Consider the following 19942-nt stretch of genomic DNA (forward strand, 5'->3'; position numbering starts at 1 on the left):
GCGCCATGGCAGGCAGTGCAAATCTCAACATCATGATGAAGGCCGCACGTAAAGCGGGCCGCTCGCTGGTCAAAGACTTTCGCGAAGTCGAAAACCTGCAGGTTTCGATGAAAGGCGCCGGTGATTTTGTCAGCCGTGCAGATATTGCCGCCGAGGCGATCCTGAAAGAAGATCTAATGGGCGCACGCCCAACCTATGGTTGGTTGGCCGAAGAGGGTGGTGAGGAGCTCGGTAAAGATCCAACGCGACGCTGGATTGTGGATCCGCTGGATGGTACCACCAACTTTTTGCACGGGCTTCCACATTGGGCGATCTCCATTGCGCTGGAGCACAAAGGTGAAATCGTCGCCGGGGTGATTTTCGACGCTGCCAAAGACGAGATGTTTTATGCAGAAAAAGGTGAAGGCGCCTGGTTGAACGACAGCCAGCGTCTTCGGGTTTCCGGCCGAAACAAAATGATCGAGTCAGTCTTTGCGACCGGCTTGCCGTTTGGCGGACGCGCCGATCTGCCTGAGACCTTGAAGGACCTTGCGCGTCTGTTGCCTGCGACGGCTGGTGTGCGCCGTTGGGGCGCTGCTTCTTTGGATCTCGCCTACGTTGCGGCGGGTCGTTACGAAGGATTTTGGGAGCGGAACCTGAAGGCCTGGGATCTGGCTGCCGGGGTCATTCTTGTCAAAGAAGCCGGCGGATTTGTTCAACCTTTGAACCCAAAAGGCAATATCATTGAAGACGGTGAAGTGATCTGTGCCAACGAGCCGATTTTCGATCAGTTTTCTAAGGTCATTCGCAACAAATAGGGGGCAGTGTCTCTCACGTTGTCTTTGCGGAGCAAAGGGACGCTCACTTCAGGATATTTGCCTCCGTTTGGAAAAATGGGGGCTTTTATTTGTCCGAAGGGTGGTTGACCCCATCGGCCCAATCGATGTCGCCAAGATCACGTGGATTTACGTTTTCCAAAGCACCCAGATTGACGCCATATTCGTTGGGATTTGATCTGCGTTGGTGGTGTGTGTAGATGCCACAAGTTTTGCAAAAATAGTGCTTCGCAGTGTTGGTGTTCCATTGGTACAGGGTCAGATTGTCTTCACCTTTGATGATCGTGATGCCATCTAACGGCGCGGTGACCGCTGCGGCCCCACGGCGGCGGCAGAACGAACAATCGCAGCGCCGTGCGGTGTTCAAACCGTCAAGCAGCTTCACCTGAAGTTCAACAGCACCGCAATGGCAGGTCAATCTATGGCTCATTTTCGTCTCCTGACTGTTGGAATGGTGCTGCGGGTTATGGCATATTTTGTTTCTGGATGTGGTGGAGCGCCTTGTGTTTTTTTCCAGAACCCAGCGCCGCCTCGTTTTATCCAGACGGGCAGGGTCAGGATTAGGCCAGCCACAAATCCACCTGCGTGGGCCCAATAGGCAACGCCACCACCGCTGGTGTCAGTTAAAACACCACTAAAGATTTGCCAAAGGAACCAAAGCCCCAGCATGACCCAGGCGGGCAGCGCGAAGATTTTGAAGAACACAATAAAAATAACGATTACATCTACGCGAGCTTTTGGAAACAGCAGTAAATAACCACCCATAATTCCGGCAATGGCACCAGAGGCACCCACCGTTGGAATTTGCGAGTAGGGGTCAGAGATGACCTGTGCGAGTCCAGCTGCAAGCCCGCAGAGCGTATAGAACAAAGCAAATCCGAAATGGCCCATCACGTCTTCGAGGTTGTCTCCGAAAATCCACAGGAACAGCATGTTTCCTGCCAGATGCATCCAGCCTCCGTGCAGGAACATCGACGTAATCAACCCAAACGGATCAGAGCCGTCGGTGACCTCATGTGGAATCAGCGCCCAATCATGGAAAAAGGCACCTAGTTTGTAGGGCTCATTCAATATCGGCACATACATCACAAAGATGCCGATATTGAGCGCCATCAAAGCGTAGACAACGTAAGGCGCTCGTCCTGATGGATTGTGGTCACGGATTGGAAACATGCGCCCACTGTGGGCAATTCGGATGGGTCGTCAAGTCACCCCGCCCAAAAGCGCGGCGTTTCCGCCCGCTGCTGTTGTGTCGACACAGACGTGGCGTTCTCCGATGGCTCGCGCGCGATCCGGCAGACCTGTGAGCAACGGCAGGATCGGGCCTCGGCGCCGCGAGAGGGCTTGCTCGCAAGCTTGAGCAATGCCCGTCTCTCCCCACCATAAAGCGCCTGAGAACCCTTGCAGCGTTGTCAGGTCTTTGGGGTCGATTTGTCCGGTCGCCTGAATGGCCACACCACCAAGGTTTGCAATTGTGCTGGCTTGCTCGGCGGCGGCCTCTGCTCCGGGGCCGAGACACAGAACTGGTGGTCGGGCGAAGGTGGTCAACCGATTGGATTCACCGGTCGGGCCCGGCAGTGACACTGTCACGGTTTGCGTATCGGTCAGGGTTGTGTCGATCAACGCTTGCAAATCGCCTGCGGACATAGATCTGTCCCAATGTCCCGAGCCCTGGTTTTTCACTGCCAAAAAGCGCCCCATATAGTTTGGTCCACCCGCCTTAGGGCCGGTTCCAGAAAGGCCCTCTCCGCCAAAGGGTTGCGATCCGACAATCGCGCCAATCTGGTTTCGATTCACATAGATATTTCCCGCATGAATGCGGTCCGAGACATGTTGAACGCGATCGTCAATTCGGGTTTGCAGGCCGAACGTCAGGCCGTAACCGGTTGCATTGATCGCATCTATCACCTCGTCCAATTCGTCTGACCGGAAGGTTGCAACATGCAAGACTGGACCAAAAATTTCACGCTCCAGATCGGCAATGCCATTCACTCGGATCAGGGTGGGTGCTATGAAAGTGCCTGTTTGTGGCACATCCATTTGAAACATCACGCGCCCCTCGGATTGAGCCTGCGCAATATGGTTCGCAATGCCAGATTGAGCCGTGATATCAATGACTGGCCCGCTGTCTGTGCGCAATTCCCACGGATCGCCTACATGCAACTCCTTCATCGCACCTGTCAGCATTTCGATCAGACCGTCCGCGATATCCTCTTGTACGTAAAGGCATCTGAGAGCTGAACAGCGCTGGCCAGCTGATTGAAACGCGCTTTCGATGATTGCTGTGACGGCCTGCTCCGGCAGGGCCGTGGAATCCACGATCATCGCGTTCAGCCCACCGGTTTCAGCAATCAGGGGCGCGCCCGGGGCAAGATTATCGGCCATAGAGGCGCGAATTTTCAATGCGGTGGCGGTTGATCCTGTAAAGGCCACGCCTTTGACACGTCGATCCGACGTCAGCAGAGCACCTACGTCTCCTGCGCCGGGCAAGAGTTGCAAGGCTGTACGTGGCACTCCTGCTTCATGAAGCAATTTCACGGCCTCGTGCGCTATCAATGGCGTTTGTTCGGCGGGTTTGGCCAGAACGGCGTTACCTGTGGCCAGCGCGGCAGAAATCTGCCCTGTGAAGATTGCCAATGGAAAGTTCCAGGGGCTGATACAGGTGAAAGTTCCTGCAGGAGCGGCCTTGGGGGCATTTGCGGCGAAGTACCTGAGAAAATCTACCGCTTCGCGTAATTCGGCGACAGTGTCCAACTGAGTTTTACCGGCTTCTCTGGCCAAGAGGGCGAACAATGCGCCGAAGTTCTGTTCGTACAAATCTGCCGCTTTGTTCAGGATCACGCCGCGTTCTTTGCGAGAGGCCTCCCAAGGATGTGCCGAGGCCAAAGCGGTATCAACATCTTTTGCGCTGGCGGTTGCGACTGTGCCCGGCTGATCTGCGGGCAGCGCAGGATTCTGCACGGGCTGCGATTTGTTGGCATTGTTTGATCCAGCTATAAGCGGACCTGCCTGCCATGTATGGTTCAAAAAGGGTGCCCGGGCGGTTTCGACCTGTTCGATTGTGGGGACATCGCGCAGATCGAAACCTTTTGAGTTTGGCCGCTCAGGCGCAAACAACTCTGGCCCGGTCGGAAGGTGCGTGTGCGGGTCATTCACGGTGTCAAACGGATCTCGGGCGACGTCTTCGGCTGGAACCTCTTCGTCAACAATCTGGTTCACAAAGGACGAGTTTGCTCCATTTTCCAAAAGGCGACGTACCAGATAGGCCAACAGATCGCGGTGTGCTCCAACCGGAGCATAGATGCGGCATCGAGTGTTTTGTTCGGTCAGGACAATGTCATGCAGTGATTCACCCATGCCGTGCAAGCGTTGGAATTCATAGGAACAATTATCTTCGGCCATATCCAAAATAGCGGCAACGGTATGGGCGTTGTGGGTCGCGAACTGTGGATAGATTCGATCGGTCATGCCCAGTAGTTTGCGCGCGTTGGCGATGTAGGAAATGTCCGTGGAAGCCTTGTTGGTGAAGACCGGAAATCCGTCCACACCCAGAACTTGCGCGTTCTTGATCTCGGTGTCCCAATAGGCGCCTTTGACCAGCCGTACCATAATCTTACGATCCAGCTTTGTGGCCATCTCGTAAAGGGTGTCTAGCGCAGCGCCTGCCCGCTTGCTATAGGCCTGCACCACAACGCCAAAACCATCCCAACCGGCTAGCGCGGGCTCGGTCAGTACTGCGTCAATCACGTCGATCGAAAGTGACAGGCGATCGGCTTCTTCAGCATCGATGTTCAGCCCCATGCCTGCAGATTTCGCCAGCAACGCCAAAGACCGCAAACGCGGTACCAGTTCGTCCATGACACGGGTGCGATGCGCAATCTCATAGCGAGGATGCAGCGCAGACAGTTTGACGGATATGCCAGGGTTTTCGCGGATATCTGTGTTTGTGCAAGCAGAGGCAATTGCCGTGATGGCGCGTGAATAGGCCAGATGATACTTCATGGCGTCAGCATCGGTTTTGGCTGCTTCGCCCAACATATCATAGGAATAGGTGTATCCCTTTTTCTCCATGTTTGCAGCGCGTTCCATGGCAGAAGTGATGCTTTCTCCCAGCACGAATTGTCGCCCCATCTCTTTCATGGCGCGACCCACGGCCGTGCGGATGACCGGTTCTCCAAGACGTTTTACGGCCCCGCGCAAGGAGCCGATCAAACCCGGTTCCCGGTCTTCGAGAACCTTACCGGTCAGCATCAGAGCCCAAGTGGACGCGTTGACCAAAGACGAGGTGGACGCGCCGAGGTGACGTCCCCAGTCCGAAGGCGCAATCTTGTCTTCGATCAGGGCGTCGATCGTTTCGGCGTCTGGCACTCTCAATAAGGCTTCGGCCAGACACATCAGGGCGATACCTTCATCTGTGGATAGGCCATACTCTGCCAAAAACACCTCCATCAAACCGGGGTTGGTGGTGTCGCGAATGCCGCGCACAAGGTCTGCTGCCTGATCGCAAATGCGGGCACGATCTTCGGGGGACAGGGCTGCTTGCTGCGTCAGACGCTCCACAAGTCCGGTTTCATCGGCGTAAGTTGTGGTGTCGATCAAGGTGCGAGGGTTCATATTAGGTGACTCCGGCTGTTTCGACCTATATATCACTTAAAGTCAGGTCATTATTCCCGAAATGTGCAAAATGACTTTCCAGAATGGCCGAATTTGGGGGGAAATTGATGCATAGTGATCAAGTAGGCTTGGATCGGTTTGACCGCGCGATTCTGGAAGTATTGGCCGGGGAAGGGCGAATTTCGGTCACCGAACTGGCCAAGCGCATTGGTTTGTCCAAAAGCCCAACGCAGGCGCGATTGCGTCGGCTTGAGGCCGAGGCTGTCATCACGGGCTATCAGGCTTTGATTGACCCGATCCGGCTGGGGTTGGACCATGTAGCTTTTGTTGAGGTGAAGCTGACGGACACGCGAGAGGTCGCATTGAAGGCTTTTAACCAGGCCGTTGCACAAGTTGCGGAAATTGAGCAGGCTCATATGATCGCCAGCAACTTCGACTACCTTCTCAAAGTGCGCACACGCAGTATGGCGGCGTATCGCTCTGTTTTGGCGGAGAAAATCTCCACCTTACCGCATGTCTCCAGCACCTCGACCTATGTGGCCATGCAGGCAGTAAAAGAAAGCGCTCTCGGGGATGTGACTTGATCGAGCGGAAATCCGTGCCACTCTAACAGGCATGAAGCACCTGATCCTTCCTCTTGTGATGGCCATGATGGGCGCACCTGTGCTGGCCTCGGAATGTCCTACTCCTCCGGACCATTCTGAGTCGCTGAATATGTTGATTGCCCAGGTTCAGAACGCCCCGGATGAGCACAGCGCGCGGCTGATTTTCAATGATATGTGGAGTTATTGGGCGGATGCGCCTGATGAGATTGCACAGGGTATTCTGGATCAGGGCATGCAAAAACGAGCGGCTTGGGATTTGTTGGGTGCACGCGAGGATTTTGACACCCTCGTCGCCTATTGTCCGCACTATGCCGAAGGTTTCAATCAACGCGCCTTTGTAAATTTCCTACGACAGGACTATGTGGCAGCGTTGCCCGATCTTGAGCGCGCGATTGATCTGTCCCCGCGCCATATTGGCGCTCTGTCCGGGCGTGCCATGGCTTTGATCGGATTGGGGCGGGATGCAGAAGCACAGGATGCGTTGGCCGAAGTGTTGGAGCTAAACCCATGGCTTCCGGAAAGGGGGCTGTTAAAAGCTCCACCATCGATGCAAAATCCGGGTGAGGAACTCTAACCCAATCAAGTCTTTACACCTCGGAACAAGCGGCTATTGTCCGGCCATTCGATTTGACTCTGCACAAAGGCGTGGAGAGAAATGGCGCGCACACAAGGCTTATTTCCTTGGGCCTGCCCAACAAACCGAGTAGGCAACAAGGCGTTGCAAAAACGAGTCGTTTTTTGGGCCACATGGCTTGGGAAGCCGAATTTGAAAACAACGCCAGTTGCGGGCGTGATGGAATGGTAGACATACCAGACTTAAAATCTGTTGGGCGTATGCCCGTGTGGGTTCGACTCCCACCGCCCGCACCATTTTTCTTAATTTTTTCAATGAGATATTTGAATTTTGAGATTTATGACAGTCGACTATTCGTCGTGGATTCGATCGTTGACACGTATTCACAATTGTTTGGCCATATCGCAAATGCGGTTTTGCCGGGCAGGACCCAAATCGGGGGTGTAGCGACACACCCGAAGGGCCCTTTGTCCGGTCCGAGATTTTTATCCCGAGACGGCGTGCTGGGGACGCATAGGCCATTGATGACCTTCGGAAAAAGGAAAGGGGTTTCTCATGTGGGAGGCCCCTTTTCTGATAGCGGCCCTCAAAGATAGCTAGTCGCGGGTTCCGGCAAAACGTTCTTGCCATTCCTCGCGTTCAGCATCGGCGATCTTACAGAAAGTCACGTCCGGTACGGTAAAGGCATGTCCGGGCTGCAGCACCCCGAGTGCGGCGGGCACATCGTCAGGCCAGCTGTCATCCGAAGTCTGCATCGCGGCCATCAGCGTGTCTTTGGCGTCGGGAATAAAGGGCGACGACAGCACCGCATAAAGACGGATCAGGTTCAGCGCCAGGCGGATCTGCATGGCCGCAGTTTCAGGGTCAGTTTTAAAGACCGACCAGGGGGCGGCGTTTTGCAGATATTCATTGCCTGCCACCCAGATCGCCCGCAGCTCTTGCGCGGATTTGCGGACCTCCATCGCGGTCATGTGGCCTTCGTAGGCGCGGATGCGGGTGGTCAGTTCAGCGATCAGTGCGGTTTCGGTGTCGCCGTAGGCGCCGCCTGCGGGCACCTCTTCGCCGAACTTGGAGCGGCAGAATTTGGTGACACGGCTGACGAAGTTGCCGAGCACATCGGCAAGGTCCTTGTTCACCGATTGCTGGAAGTTTTCCCATGTGAACTCAGAATCGCTGCTTTCGGGGGCGTGGGACAACAGCCACCAGCGCCAGTAATCCGCAGGCAGGATCTCAAGCGCCTGATCCATGAACACACCGCGCCCGCGCGAGGTTGAGAACTGGCCGCCATCATAGTTCAGGTAGTTGAACGACTTGATGTAATCGACCAGCTTCCACGGCTCGCCCGACCCAAGGATGGTGGCGGGGAAGCTAAGTGTGTGGAAGGGCACGTTATCCTTGCCCATGAACTGGGTGTAGGTCACGTCATCTGCGCCCTTGTCGGTGCGCCACCAGCGTTGCCAGTCCGATCCTTTGCCTGCTTCTTCCCATTCCTGGCTGCAGGCGATGTATTCAATCGGCGCGTCGAACCAGACGTAGAACACCTTGCCTTCCATGCCGGGCCAGACGTCACCGTCCTTCATCACAGGCACGCCCCAGTCGAGGTCACGGGTGATGCCGCGATCCTGCAACCCATCGCCATCGTTCAGCCATTTGTTGGCGATCGAGGTGGTGAGAATGGGCCAGTCGGCCTTGGAGTCGATCCAGGATTGCAGCTTTTCGCGCATCTGGCTTTGGCACAGGAACAGGTGCTTGGTCTCGCGCTCTTCCAGATCGGTCGACCCTGAGATGGTCGAGCGTGGGTTGATCAAATCGGTGGGATCGAGCTGTTTGGTGCAGTTGTCGCACTGATCGCCGCGCGCATCCTCAAAGCCGCAGTTGGGACAGGTGCCCTCTATATAACGATCCGGCAAAAAGCGGCCATCGGCGTGCGAATACATTTGCTTTTCGCTGACTTCGCGGATCAGGCCCGCGTCATCCAGACGACCGGCGAAATGCTGGGTCAGGGCGTGGTTCTGAGGGCTGGACGAGCGGCCAAAGTGGTCGAACGACAAACGAAAACCATCAGCGATCTTGGACTGAATGCTGTGCATCTCGGCGCAATAGTCTGCGACCGGCTGACCGGCCTTGGCGGCGGCCAGTTCAGCGGGGGTGCCGTGCTCGTCTGTCGAGCACAAAAACAGCACCTCATTGCCGCGCGCGCGTTGATAGCGGGCGAACAGGTCCGCAGGCAGTTGGCTGCCCACAAGGTTGCCGAGATGTTTGATGCCATTGATATAGGGAATGGCAGAAGTGATTAGGTGGCGCGCCATGGTAACGTCCTCAGGTCGTGTGTTGAGGTTCGTCTAGCCGAAAGCCACGCACAGTGCCAGAGGGTTAAGGGGCGTCTGTCCCGTTGTCATTGCGCTTTTCGCGCTGACGGCCCATCAGGCGGCCAATGGTGAACGAGGTGCGCGGCGCATAGACATAGCGGGTGATATTGCCCCCGGACGAGCGGACCCGCATCCGGCTCAGTCCAAACAGGATCAGCGCCGCATGCCCAACGGCAATCATGACGAACAGCGCGCCGGGTCCGTACCAGCCAATGAGGTTCGAAGCAAAGACCGGCGCGGCGATGGCCCCAAGCGCGTAGAAAAACATCAGTGCCGCCGACAGTTCGACCCGCTCTTCAGAGGTGGCAAAGTCATTTGCGTGCGCACTTGAGACCGAGAAGATCGGGAAAGAGACCAACCCGAAGAAGCCCGCGTTCAGCATCACCAGCGTGGTACCTGCAGCCCCCATGACAACCGTGGTGCCACAGGCCAGAACCGCTGCCGCCGACAGCCAGATCAGCACCCAGCGCCGGTCATATTTGTCGGCCAGCCAGCCGACGGGATATTGCGCCAGCGCGCCACCCAGCACAAAGGCCGACAGGAACCACGCAATCTGGGTCACCTCCAGCCCAACTTGGGTGCCATAGACCGGCCCTATCATGCGGAAGCTGGCCGAGCTGAGTGCGGCGACGACCACGCCGGCGGCGGCCAGCGGAGATTTCTGCACCGCCAGCATCGGGCGCAGGCGCGGGGCGCTGGGGGTTTCGGGCTGGCTGGCCTTGGTCAGGGTCAGCGGCAGCAGGGCGGCGCAACAGATAATGGCCAAAAGGTTGTAGGACACGTAAGAGGCCGGCTCCAGAACCGAGATCACCATCTGGGCGGCCAGCGACGCGCCCATGTCGACGATCCGGTAGGTGCCCATGGCGCGGCCACGGGTCTCGTTGGTGACTTTGGACTGTAGCCAGGCCTCGATCACTGTGTAGCATCCGGCGACACACAGGCCCGAGGCAACCCGCATCACGGCCCAGGCAATCGGGTCAACAATCAGGAAATGCGCCATCAGCCCGATCGAACCTGCGGCGGTAAAGGCGGCAAAGGCGCGTGAATGGCCAACCGTGCCCATCAGGCGCGGCGCCCACCAGCAGCCGATAAAAAAGCCAAGGAAATGCGCTGAGCCCAACATGCCGATCTGTGCGGTGCTGAACCCCAGCATGATCCCGGACAATGCATCCAGTGGCCCCACACCGCCGGTGGCCAGCTGCATAAGAATGACAGAGAGGAACAGGGCGGAGAATGAAATGATCATGCGCATAATGGGTCAACATCGCTGTCTTGGGGACAAGGGCTTGTGGTTATTCGACGTGAGCGCGTCGTTTTTGGCCCATTTTTGTGTTTTGTTGCGATCAGGTCGAACAGATGGCCTCTGTGACCACAGGATGCGTTCGTGCTTTGTGGGGCAGGCCGCTCACCTGCCAGCTTTGGACCGGGGCGGTGCGGGCGCGCAGGCGGGTCAACTGCCAGCGGTTGTGCTCATTGTTGTGATCTGGTTCCATCTGCCAGCGTGTCTCGATCCCCGGTGCGCCCCCCGTCCCGGGCGTGAGCAGCAGCCCGGTGGGGGCGACCTTGCCCTCGGTGGCGCCGGTCTCGGCCGCCAGATGCATGCGCCGCACCGAGGTGAGACCGGGCGGGCCGGGAATATCGGCTACCACCAATGACACCGTGCCGGATCGCAGCACTTCTTCCGTGCACCATAGCACGTCTTCAGGGCGTAGCGGTGAGATAAAAGTAAACCGTGCCGGGCTGGTAAAGTCAGCTATCCCATCCGGATTTAGCCGATGCGGGGTCCAGGACGGGGCAATCCAGAACACGGGACCTTCGGTCTGGGTGGCCAGCCACAAGGCAAAGGTCGCTCGTGCAGCACCGCAGACCTCGTGCAGACGGGCACGCGCCAGGTCAAGCCCCGGTGCCAGCTCCAGTTTGGGGCGATCCCGCCATGCTTTGCGATCCAAAAGATGTGTCATCGCGAAACATCTTATAGTGTTCTGTATTTGTTCTCAATGTGTGCAGTCAAATTTCTCCTCTTGCCCATGATCTGAAAACCGCTCAGGCTGAAACCCGCAAGACAGGGTGATCACAGGAGAGACCAATGTCCGGACATGGATATGAAAGCGGCAGGCTCAATCTGCCATTTGTAGGGATTTCGACCTTTGGCAAACGCGAATATGTCGCAGATTGGGATGCCATTGACGCGGATGTTGCGGTTCTGGGCGCGCCTTATGATTTTGGCACACAGTGGCGTTCCGGTGCCCGGTTCGGCCCGCGCAGCGTACGAGAAGCCTCGACCCTGTTCAGCTTTGGTCACGCAGGTGCCTATGACCACGAAGATGATGCCACCTACCTGCCCAGCGACGTACGGATCGTCGACATAGGCGATGCCGATATTGTGCACACGGATACCATGCGCAGTCACGCCAACATTGAAACCGGCGTGCGGGCGATCCTCAGCGCTGGGGCCATGCCGGTGGTGGTCGGAGGCGATCATTCGATCAACATTCCCTGCATCAATGCCTTTGATGATCAGGGCGATATCCACATACTGCAAATCGATGCCCATCTGGATTTTGTCGACGAACGCCACGGCGTGCGCTTTGGCCATGGCAATCCGATGCGCCGGGCCGCTGAGAAACCTTACGTGACTGGCCTTACTCAGGTTGGTATCCGCAACGTCTCATCCACCGCCAAAGAGGGCTACGAGGCCGCGCGCGCCATGGGTAGTGAAATCCTATCGGTGCGCCAAGCCCGCGAGCTTGGCCCGCAAGGCGTAATCAACTGCATTCCAGAAGGGGCGAGGGTCTATGTCACGATCGACATTGACGGGTTTTGTCCCTCCATAGCGCCGGGTACCGGTACCCCCAGCCACGGCGGCTTTTTATATTACGATGTGCTGGAAATTATGCAGACACTGGCCAATCGGCACGACGTGGTCGGCATTGATCTGGTCGAAGTCGCGCCGGACTATGATCCAACCGGGGGCACGTCCATCCTTGCTGCACAAATCCTGCTCAACACATTGGGGTTTATCTTTCACGCCCGCAGTTTGCGCTGACATCCCGTTTCACCATTTCAAAAATACTCCGGGGTGAGTGCCGCCTTTGGATCCCAAATGCGATGTGAGGGACCGCGCCCCTTTTCCCAATTTCACAGGACCACTATACATGAAAATGAATCCGCTTGGCCGCACTGGCATTAAAGTCTCAGAGTTTTGCCTTGGAACTATGACCTTTGGCACGCAAACTTCTGAATCCGAGGCCCATGCTCAAATTGAAACGGCGCTGGCTGGCGGCATCAATTTTGTGGACGCCGCCGAAATGTACCCGGTTAATCCGCTGTTGGCGGAGAATCTGGGCAAGACCGAAGAGATCATCGGCAACTGGTTCGCCAAATCGGGACGTCGGGCTGAAGTTGTCATGGCTACAAAACATTCAGGCGCTGGTTACAAGGCGGCGCGGAATGGCAACCAATTTCTTCCAAGACGATACCAGAGGTCGTTGAGGGCTCTTTACGGCGGCTTAAAACCGATTACATCGACCTTTATCAGTTCCACTGGCCCAACCGCGGCTCTTACATGTTCCGTCAAAACTGGCGATTTGATCCGTCAGGTCAAAACCGGGGCGAAACGATTGCCCATATGGAAGACGCCTTGGGGGTCATGCAAAGAGAGGTCGACAAAGGCCGGATTCGCGCCTTTGGGCTGAGTAACGAAAGCGCATGGGGGACGGCGCAATGGCTGCGGGTTGCCGAAAACACTGGGGAGCCGCGTGTGGCCACGATCCAGAACGAGTATTCGTTGCTGTGCCGTATGTACGACACTGACCTGGCTGAATTGAGCGTAAACGAAGATGTGGGGCTGTTGGCTTTTTCTCCCTTGGGAACGGGATTGCTGACTGGAAAGTATCAGCATGGTGCGGTGCCTGAAGGGTCGCGAAAATCCATCGTGGACACCTTGGGAGGTCGGGTGACGCCGAGAGTGTTCGACGCCGTTGATGCCTATATCGCGATTGCGCAACGCCATGGTCTTGATCCGATCCATATGGCGATGGCCTTTACTGTTCAACGTCCTTTCTCGTGTTCTTCGATCTTCGGAGCCACACATATGGCGCAACTCGAGCACATTCTGAAAGGTGCGGAGATGCGACTGAGTGCTGAGGTGCTGGCAGAAATTGACGATGCCCACCGCGCGCATCCTATGCCCTACTAAGGCCAGGCGCGCTGTCCCTCACGGGGCGAGCGGGGCCTTTGCAAGACAATGGCCCCGCTCGCCCCGCGGCTTGTTTGACCAATCGGAAGATCAGAATATCCTGAAATTGCAGAGGGTTGGCGGATTTGTATACCATCGCATTCTTGTAACATGTTGAAAAATAACATTTTTCTTTACAAATTTGGATGTAAGGATAGTGTGCGGGGAAATCAGGAGCGCGCTATGACACCCGTTGAAGACCACCCGTTGCGATACAAATTGGCAAATGAGCTGCATGCGCGACCGTTTCCGTCCTTGGAGGCGCCTTGCACGGCAGTGTTTTTGGCAATCAAACAGACAGAACGGGCAGCAGGGCGGGATCGGGTGCGCGATCTGGAACACCTGATTGATTTGCTGGATCGTCATGGAGCGCCGCATCCACAACCGGGGGCAACACATTATTCAGGCGAGATTGGTCGCCATGTCCTGAAGTGGGAGCAGCATACCGAATTCGTGACATACACGGTTTTTACGCGCGGTCTGAGTGCCCGGCCTTTTGATCCCGCAGAATTCGAAGTCTTTCCGGGAGAATGGTTGGCGCGAATGCCCGGCGTGCGGATGACCTCGGCCCTGATCCGGGTGGAGGAACGCCCTGATGAAGAGGTCTTGCTGAGCAATCTGAAGGATTGGTTTGTACCCGAGAGCCTTGCTGTGTCCGAAGTTTTGGACGGCGCAGCCGTTGTAGCCTCGGACTTTCGCATCAATCCGGCAGGGCATATGCGCATGGCTGTGTTTGTGTCTGAAGGTACAGGTAAGAGGCGCGCGGGACGTATCGTTCAGCGCCTGTGCGAGATCGAGACCTACAAGAGTGTGTCGATGCTGGGATTTGCCAAGGTCCGGTCTTTGTCGCCTTCTTTGGGTGAGTTGGAAAGCCAGTTGAATGACATGATGGCTGAGATTTCCAGCGGAGATGCCCGCGCCGATGAAACGCTTGACGTGCTGCTGCAAACCTCGGCGGAGCTCGAAAAGATGATTGCACAAACGTCGTTTCGATTTGGCGCGACAGGTGCCTACGAGACGATTGTGAACCAGCGTATCGAGGTGATGCGGGAGCAACGTTACAATGGCCGTCAGACTTTCGCGGAGTTTATGATGCGCCGCTATGATCCAGCGATGCGAACTGTAACCTCAACCAAAGTGCGGCTTGAGGCGTTGGCAAACCGGGCCATGCGGGCAGGGGAATTGCTGCGGACCAAAGTAGATGTCGCGCGGTCAGCGCAGAACCAGGCCTTGCTGGAAAGCATGGACCGCCGCGCCGATATGGCGTTGCGGTTGCAGGAAACTGTCGAAGGGCTCTCTGTGGTGGCAATCAGCTATTACGCGGTGTCGCTGGTATCTTATGCAGCTTACCCTCTGGCGAGCGCGGCTGGGCTCTCCAAGGGGATGTTAACAGCGGCCGTTACTCTGCCGGTTGTAGGGGCGGTGTGGTGGATGGTGCGTCGGATCCGAAAGCGTATGCATTAAGCACCCGGTTGGTAGCCAGCGCGCCGGCCACGATCGACAGGATAGCAACCACGGCTGTGACGGTCAGCGTAGCGATGCCTGACAGGCCCGCGCCCACGGTGCAGCCGCCTGCTAGGACACCGCCGAAACCCATCAATGTGCCGCCCAGCAGATAGCGGCCTGTTTGAGCAGGTGTTTCAAAGCTCTGCCATTGGAAACTACCAAAGATCAGCGACATGGCCAGACTGCCTAAAATCACTCCCCCGATCAGACCCACGCCAAAGTTGGCGCTGATGGCGAAGGAGGCGATGCTGAAGAACAAGCTGTCCGCAGCAGGGGCGGTGAAGGCAAGGCTTTCAAAGGCCACAGGGTCAAAGTCATCATAGAGAACATAGCCTGTACCGACCCATGCCAACGGCACCAATGCCCCCAGAAAGGCGGCCAGAACAAGGCCCGAAGCACGGTTGCCAGAACGCATGGCAAAGATGATGCTCGTCAGTGCAATGAGAGCTGTCCAGAATAGGGCCGGTCCGGGCAAGGCAGCGCTTTCCAACGGCAGTGTAAAGCTGTTGATCCACACGCGGGCAGGGGCCAGCACGCCTTTGAGGGTGGCGTGAGCAACAAAGGCAAAGATCAGCATCACCAGAAGGGCGCGTAGATTGCCTGTGCCTGTTAACACTGTAAGCCGTGATGCACAGCCACGTGTCAGGATCATACCGGCACCAAACAGGATTCCACCAAGCAAAAGGGCACCCAGCGGCAAATCCGAGGCCATGTAACGGTGATCGGCAAACGAGATGAGTTCGGCTGAGACGGCGGCTCGCGTGCCGATCAGGGCCGCGGCCAGTGCTGTCAGCCAAACGCCCAAGGCGGCGCGGCGATCATCACCGACCAAAGCGCGGCGCAGACAGAAGGCGGTGCGCTCAGCAAGGCCGCCAAACGCGACGCCAACAATCAGTGCAAAGAACACCGTGACTTGTGGAGCGGTGACATTTTCGAAGCCAAAGGATTCAAACATGATTTTGTCTCAATGATTGGAATTTTTTCCCACATGAAGACAAATTCACATTCGTTCAAGTGTTAATGATGCGTGTTTGGATGGTAGCCATGGGAGAAAATTCTAAATCGGCAGGGCATCGAGAACTGTTGTTTTTCCCGAAACAAAAGGTCAGACGCTTTGGTCCGGCCTCATTAGATTTGAAGTAAGTTTTTCCTTTTTCGCCCTAGCGACCCCGGATCCGTGGATCGAGAGCGTCGCGTAGACCATCACCGAGGTAGTTCACGCTCAGCACGGTGAACGAGATCGCCAACCCGGGCAACATTACGCGTTCCGGGAACTGATCCATACGCGGTACCGAGTCAGCCAGCATCTTACCCCATGTCGGAAAATCAGGCGGAAAGCCGACCCCAAGGAAGGACAAAGCGCTTTCGGTGATAATGGCCGTCGCTAGGCCGAGTGTCGCCGACACCATAATGGGAGAAATCACGTTGGGCAGTAAATGTCGTCGAATGATTGCCCCCGGAGTTGTGCCGATTGAACGGGCTGCCAGAATGAATTCGCGCTCTTTTAATGCCAGCACTTCGGATCGCACGATGCGCGCTGTTTGCATCCATGAAGTGATCCCGACGACTCCGACAATCAGGATGAACATGCCAGTTTCGGGCCCAAAGCTAGCGCGTAGTGGATCGCGGAACAAAGTCACAGCGACCAATAGCAAAGGCAAGATCGGCAGAGACAGGACAAGGTCGGTAAACCGCATTAAAGGTCCGTCCAGTTTGCGGAAATACCCGGCCAGAACACCAATCGACGTGCCGATTGACAAGGCTAGGATCATCGCGACCCACCCTACAGCCATCGACGTGCGCCCGCCGACAATCATATTGGCCAGCGCATCGCGCCCAAGGTTGTCTGTACCCAAAGGGTGGCCCCATTGCACCTTGGCGTCACTGTTCCAAAGAACTGAATAGATTGGGCGGATATCCTTGTTTCGAATGTCGAGCTTTTGCGGATCAATGGTCCAGATGTACTCGCCAAACAACACACCCAGCGTGATGCACAGCAGGAATGTGCCCCCCATCAGGGCGCCTTTGTGTTTGCGGAACTGGTCCCACACATCACGCCATTGAGAATGCGGGGGATCGGTTGGGCCCGCGTCCTGCAGTGCTTCGATTTTTTGGACAGGCTCAATCATAGCGAATCCTCGGGTCAAGGACGCCGTAGAGGACGTCAGCGATCAGGTTGAAGGTCACGATCAGCACCGCGATCATAAAAGTCAGCGTTTGAACTGATGGCAGGTCATTGGCGAAAAGCGCGCTCAGTAGTTGCGCACCGATGCCGTTCACTTTGAACACCACCTCGGTGATGATGGCGCCGCCGAAAATGCCGGGAACGCCAAGGGCAATCGCGGTGACTACGGGGATCATCGAGTTGCGCAAGACATGGACCATCACCACTACCTTTTCCGGCAGGCCTTTGGCGCGGGCGGTGCGCACGTAATCCTGGTTAAGGTTGTCGAGCATGGAGGCACGCATAAAGCGGCTGATCTGGGCAGTGGTCTGCAAGGCTAGCACCATCACCGGCATGATCATCTGTCGAAGCTGTATTTTGAAGCTGGCCCAGTCGTCGACCACATGAGTGGTGTCATAGACAGATGGGAACCACCCCAGCTGGACCGCGAACACCATAATCAGCAGCGGGCCAGTAAAGAACGGCGGGATGGAGAAACCTACCATCGTAATAAAAGTGCCGGATTGGTCAAATAACGAATACTGGCGATAAGCCGAATAGATGCCGATGGGCAAAGCAATCAGGATACCGACAACATAAGACATGCCGACCACCCAAAGAGTCTGGGGCAGGCGCTGAACAACCATGTCCATCACCGGAGAGCGGGTCTGCCAGCTAAGAATACGCAGTTTTCCTTCAGAGAAGGTTGTGCCGAACCAATGGTCAAACAGCACCTGAGGTTCGATCCAGAAGAATTGAACCAGCCATTTCCAGTAGCGTATGTGCAGCGGCTCTCCCAGCCCAAGTGCTTCGCGCATCTTGGCTTTGACCTCGGGGGGCACAGTTAGCGGAACTTGCGCCATCGGATCACCCGGAGCGAGTTCGAGCAGCAGAAAAATCACAAGGCTGATGAACAAAAGCGTCGGGACCGAAGTTATCAGTCGTCGGATCGTGAATGTGAGCATTAACGGCGCCCTTGTTGATCGGTCTTGAAGAAGGTGGAGTGAACGGGATGTGGAAAGACGCCCCCATGCGATGCACAGGGGCGTCTTAAGTCAGGTCACATTACTTAAGGCGGTGCCAGTCGGCTGCGTTCCAAAGCTCAGAGTCCCAAGTGTTCAAAACAACACCACCAAGGCTGTTGGCGTGGGCCGAAACACGACCACGGTCCACCAGCGCAACAACCACATACGAGTCCTTGGTCAGCATGTCGTTCAGCTTCTTAGCCAGCGCGTAGCGGGTCTCAAGGTCTGAAGTTTTCGACAGCTCAGCAACCAGTTTGTCGTACTCTGCATCACAGAAACGGTTGATGTTTTCACCCTGCCACTGAGTTTCGGGGCTTGGGTTCTTGTCACAGGTGTGCTGCGAAAGATAGCTTTCCGGGTCGGTGCCATCAAAGTTGTTAGCGTACATTTCAACGTCAGCATAGAAACGCTGGAATGTGTCGGGCGAACCGGGATCGCCACCGAAGAAGACCGATGCGTTCAGGTTGCGCAGTTCGGTTTCAACACCAATCTCGCTCCACCACTGTTTGATCAGAGCCTGGAAGTCCTGACGTACGGCGTTGGTTGAAGTTTGATAGAGGATCGAAATACGCACGCCGTCTTTGGCGCGAACACCGTCAGATCCCAAGACCCAGCCTGCATCGTCCAACAGTTTGTTGGCGCCCGCAATATCTTGGGTCAAGCAGTCGGTGTTGTCGGATGCATAAACTGCGGGTCCGGGAACCAGATTACAGGTCGGACGGCCAGCTTGACCATAACCCACTTCAACCAGCAGGTTGCGGTCGATGGCCATCGACAGAGCTTTGCGAACGTTGATGTCCGAGAGGAACGGGTGCGGATGCTTAGAGGTTGACCGTTCGCCTTCAGGTAGGTCTGGTGACGGGTTCGTCATGTTCATCTCGAGACGTTCAACCAAAGACCCGAAGGCTGCGATTGGCTTACCTTTGCCGCCTTGGGCCATTTTGGCCAAAACATCAGGTGCTAGTTGCAGGTTCCAGGCATAGTCAAACTCGCCGGTTTCCAAAACTGCACGACCGGCTGCGGTTGCATCACCACCGCCTTTGAAGGTCAGTGTTGCGAAGGCTGGTTTAGCAGCATCGCGGTAGTTCGGGTTTGCCGACATCGAAATCACGTCATTTGGACGGAACTCGTCCACCACAAACGGACCTGTACCGATTGGACCAAAGTTGGCGTCGGTACACTCAGGAGCTTTGGCGCCTGTACATTCTGCAAACTGAGCTGCTTGAATGATAGGCGACTGGCCGCCCATGAACGGACCATATGGGTTCGGTTTGGGTTCAGAGAAGTTCACGGTGACGGTCAGATCGTCGACGATATCAACACTGTCCACGCCTTCGAACTTGGCCAGCTGTGCACAGCCACCTTCGGGGTGCATGCAGTAGTCAGCGGTGAATTTCACGTCTGCCGAAGTGACAGCAGACCCGTCTGACCAGGTCAGGCCCGACTTCAGTTTCCAAGTGATGGATTTCAGATCTTCCGCAACACCGCCGTTGCCGACAGTGGGGATATCTTCGGCCAGATATGGCACCAAGGCGCCATTTGGATCGTAACGACCGAGAGGCTCAATCACCAGCGACGCTGATTCGATGTCCTTGGTGCCGCTTGAAAGATACGGGTTCAGAATCGAAGGCGCTTGCCAGTAAATGATGTTCACATGGCCGTCCGAACCGCGCTCAGCGATCGCGGCAGGGGCGAGCGCAGTTGCGGCTACAGCCCCTAGCATCAGTGACTTTATCTTCATGTTTCACTCCTTGTTGGGCACTTTTCGTGCTTGCGTCCGGTGTCATTGGCTGACACTCGGAATTGGTTTGTCAAAATGAGAAAATGAAACATCAAACAACCACGGGCTGCCCCGGATTTCTGCGCTCATCCCCTCAAGACTAGGGGCATCACAGACCAAGGTGGTCAAAAATGCAAGCCTTGGATTGCGCCTTACCCTACGCAAACCATTCCGATGCAGGCAGTTGTTTGACAGTTGGGGGATGCTGTCGTTAGCGTCCAACATACAACAACAAGTTCACCAACAGGGTAGA

15 protein-coding genes, 1 tRNA gene and 1 pseudogene are annotated in these 19942 nt (G+C 56.2%); 7 read left to right on the forward strand and 10 right to left on the reverse strand.

The window, feature by feature from the left end:
* Positions 1-5: 5 nt before the first annotated feature.
* Positions 6-797 carry an inositol monophosphatase family protein gene (locus BUC32_RS08595; protein ID WP_073251637.1) on the forward strand — a complete coding sequence of 264 codons (792 nt, stop codon included), beginning with the start codon at positions 6-8 and terminating at the stop codon, positions 795-797.
* Between the two features lie 85 nt (positions 798-882).
* Here the strand turns inward: BUC32_RS08595 and BUC32_RS08600 are convergent, their stop codons facing one another.
* The 3 genes from BUC32_RS08600 to putA are packed head-to-tail and all read right to left on the reverse strand — an operon-like array spanning position 883 to position 5429.
* Positions 883-1245, reverse strand: a complete 363-nt coding sequence (locus BUC32_RS08600; protein WP_073251639.1) for a GFA family protein — start codon at positions 1243-1245, stop codon at positions 883-885.
* A complete protein-coding gene (locus BUC32_RS08605) occupies positions 1242-1988 on the reverse strand; it encodes a rhomboid family intramembrane serine protease (RefSeq protein WP_073251641.1) in 747 nt (248 codons plus the stop codon). The genes BUC32_RS08600 and BUC32_RS08605 overlap by 4 nt, the downstream gene beginning before the upstream one ends.
* Positions 1989-2018: 30 nt before the next feature.
* A complete protein-coding gene (putA, locus tag BUC32_RS08610) occupies positions 2019-5429 on the reverse strand; it encodes a bifunctional proline dehydrogenase/L-glutamate gamma-semialdehyde dehydrogenase PutA (protein ID WP_073251643.1) in 3411 nt (1136 codons plus the stop codon).
* 107 nt (positions 5430-5536) lie between these two features.
* Here putA and BUC32_RS08615 point away from each other — a divergent pair, with 107 nt between their 5' ends.
* The 3 genes from BUC32_RS08615 (at position 5537) to BUC32_RS08625 (ending at position 6904) form a co-directional block, all read left to right on the forward strand.
* Positions 5537-6013, forward strand: a complete 477-nt coding sequence (locus BUC32_RS08615) for an Lrp/AsnC family transcriptional regulator (protein WP_073251829.1) — start codon at positions 5537-5539, stop codon at positions 6011-6013.
* 31 nt (positions 6014-6044) lie between these two features.
* Positions 6045-6608 (forward strand): tetratricopeptide repeat protein, encoded by a 564-nt coding sequence (locus tag BUC32_RS08620; protein ID WP_245815155.1) that lies wholly within the window; start codon positions 6045-6047, stop codon positions 6606-6608.
* A 210-nt stretch (positions 6609-6818) separates the two neighbouring features.
* Positions 6819-6904 (forward strand) — tRNA-Leu (locus BUC32_RS08625).
* 300 nt (positions 6905-7204) lie between these two features.
* Here BUC32_RS08625 and metG read toward each other — a convergent pair.
* The 3 genes from metG to BUC32_RS08640 all read right to left on the reverse strand — a co-directional run bounded on the left by metG (position 7205) and on the right by BUC32_RS08640 (position 10938).
* Entirely contained in the window at positions 7205-8917 is a 1713-nt protein-coding gene (metG, locus tag BUC32_RS08630) for a methionine--tRNA ligase (RefSeq protein ID WP_073251645.1), read from the reverse strand.
* Between the two features lie 64 nt (positions 8918-8981).
* Positions 8982-10229 carry an MFS transporter gene (locus BUC32_RS08635; RefSeq protein WP_073251647.1) on the reverse strand — a complete coding sequence of 416 codons (1248 nt, stop codon included), beginning with the start codon at positions 10227-10229 and terminating at the stop codon, positions 8982-8984.
* 91 nt (positions 10230-10320) lie between these two features.
* Positions 10321-10938, reverse strand: coding sequence for an ImuA family protein (locus tag BUC32_RS08640; protein ID WP_073251649.1), 618 nt, complete (start codon positions 10936-10938; stop codon positions 10321-10323).
* 125 nt (positions 10939-11063) lie between these two features.
* Here BUC32_RS08640 and speB point away from each other — a divergent pair, with 125 nt between their 5' ends.
* From speB to BUC32_RS08655, 3 genes and pseudogenes are all read left to right on the forward strand, one after another.
* Positions 11064-12023 carry an agmatinase gene (speB, locus tag BUC32_RS08645; protein ID WP_073251651.1) on the forward strand — a complete coding sequence of 320 codons (960 nt, stop codon included), beginning with the start codon at positions 11064-11066 and terminating at the stop codon, positions 12021-12023.
* A gap of 109 nt (positions 12024-12132) precedes the next feature.
* A pseudogene (locus BUC32_RS08650) lies at positions 12133-13175 on the forward strand (aldo/keto reductase).
* Between the two features lie 222 nt (positions 13176-13397).
* A complete protein-coding gene (locus BUC32_RS08655; RefSeq protein WP_073251832.1) occupies positions 13398-14678 on the forward strand; it encodes a DUF3422 family protein in 1281 nt (426 codons plus the stop codon).
* Here BUC32_RS08655 and BUC32_RS08660 read toward each other — a convergent pair.
* From BUC32_RS08660 to BUC32_RS08675, 4 genes are all read right to left on the reverse strand, one after another.
* Entirely contained in the window at positions 14614-15675 is a 1062-nt protein-coding gene (locus BUC32_RS08660; RefSeq protein ID WP_073251653.1) for a YeeE/YedE family protein, read from the reverse strand. The genes BUC32_RS08655 and BUC32_RS08660 overlap by 65 nt on opposite strands.
* A gap of 205 nt (positions 15676-15880) precedes the next feature.
* Positions 15881-16849, reverse strand: coding sequence for an ABC transporter permease (locus tag BUC32_RS08665; protein WP_073251655.1), 969 nt, complete (start codon positions 16847-16849; stop codon positions 15881-15883).
* The gene (locus BUC32_RS08670) at positions 16842-17849 is read right to left on the reverse strand and encodes an ABC transporter permease (protein WP_073251657.1); all 1008 of its coding nucleotides are present in this window, start codon (positions 17847-17849) and stop codon (positions 16842-16844) included. Before BUC32_RS08670 ends, BUC32_RS08665 begins: the two co-directional genes overlap by 8 nt.
* A 100-nt stretch (positions 17850-17949) precedes the next feature.
* On the reverse strand, positions 17950-19650 hold the full coding sequence (locus BUC32_RS08675; RefSeq protein ID WP_073251658.1) for a peptide ABC transporter substrate-binding protein: 1701 nt from the start codon (positions 19648-19650) through the stop codon (positions 17950-17952).
* Between the last annotated feature and the right edge of the window lie 292 nt (positions 19651-19942).

Origin of the sequence: Shimia gijangensis (assembly GCF_900142085.1) — a bacterium.
Classification (GTDB): domain Bacteria; phylum Pseudomonadota; class Alphaproteobacteria; order Rhodobacterales; family Rhodobacteraceae; genus Shimia; species Shimia gijangensis.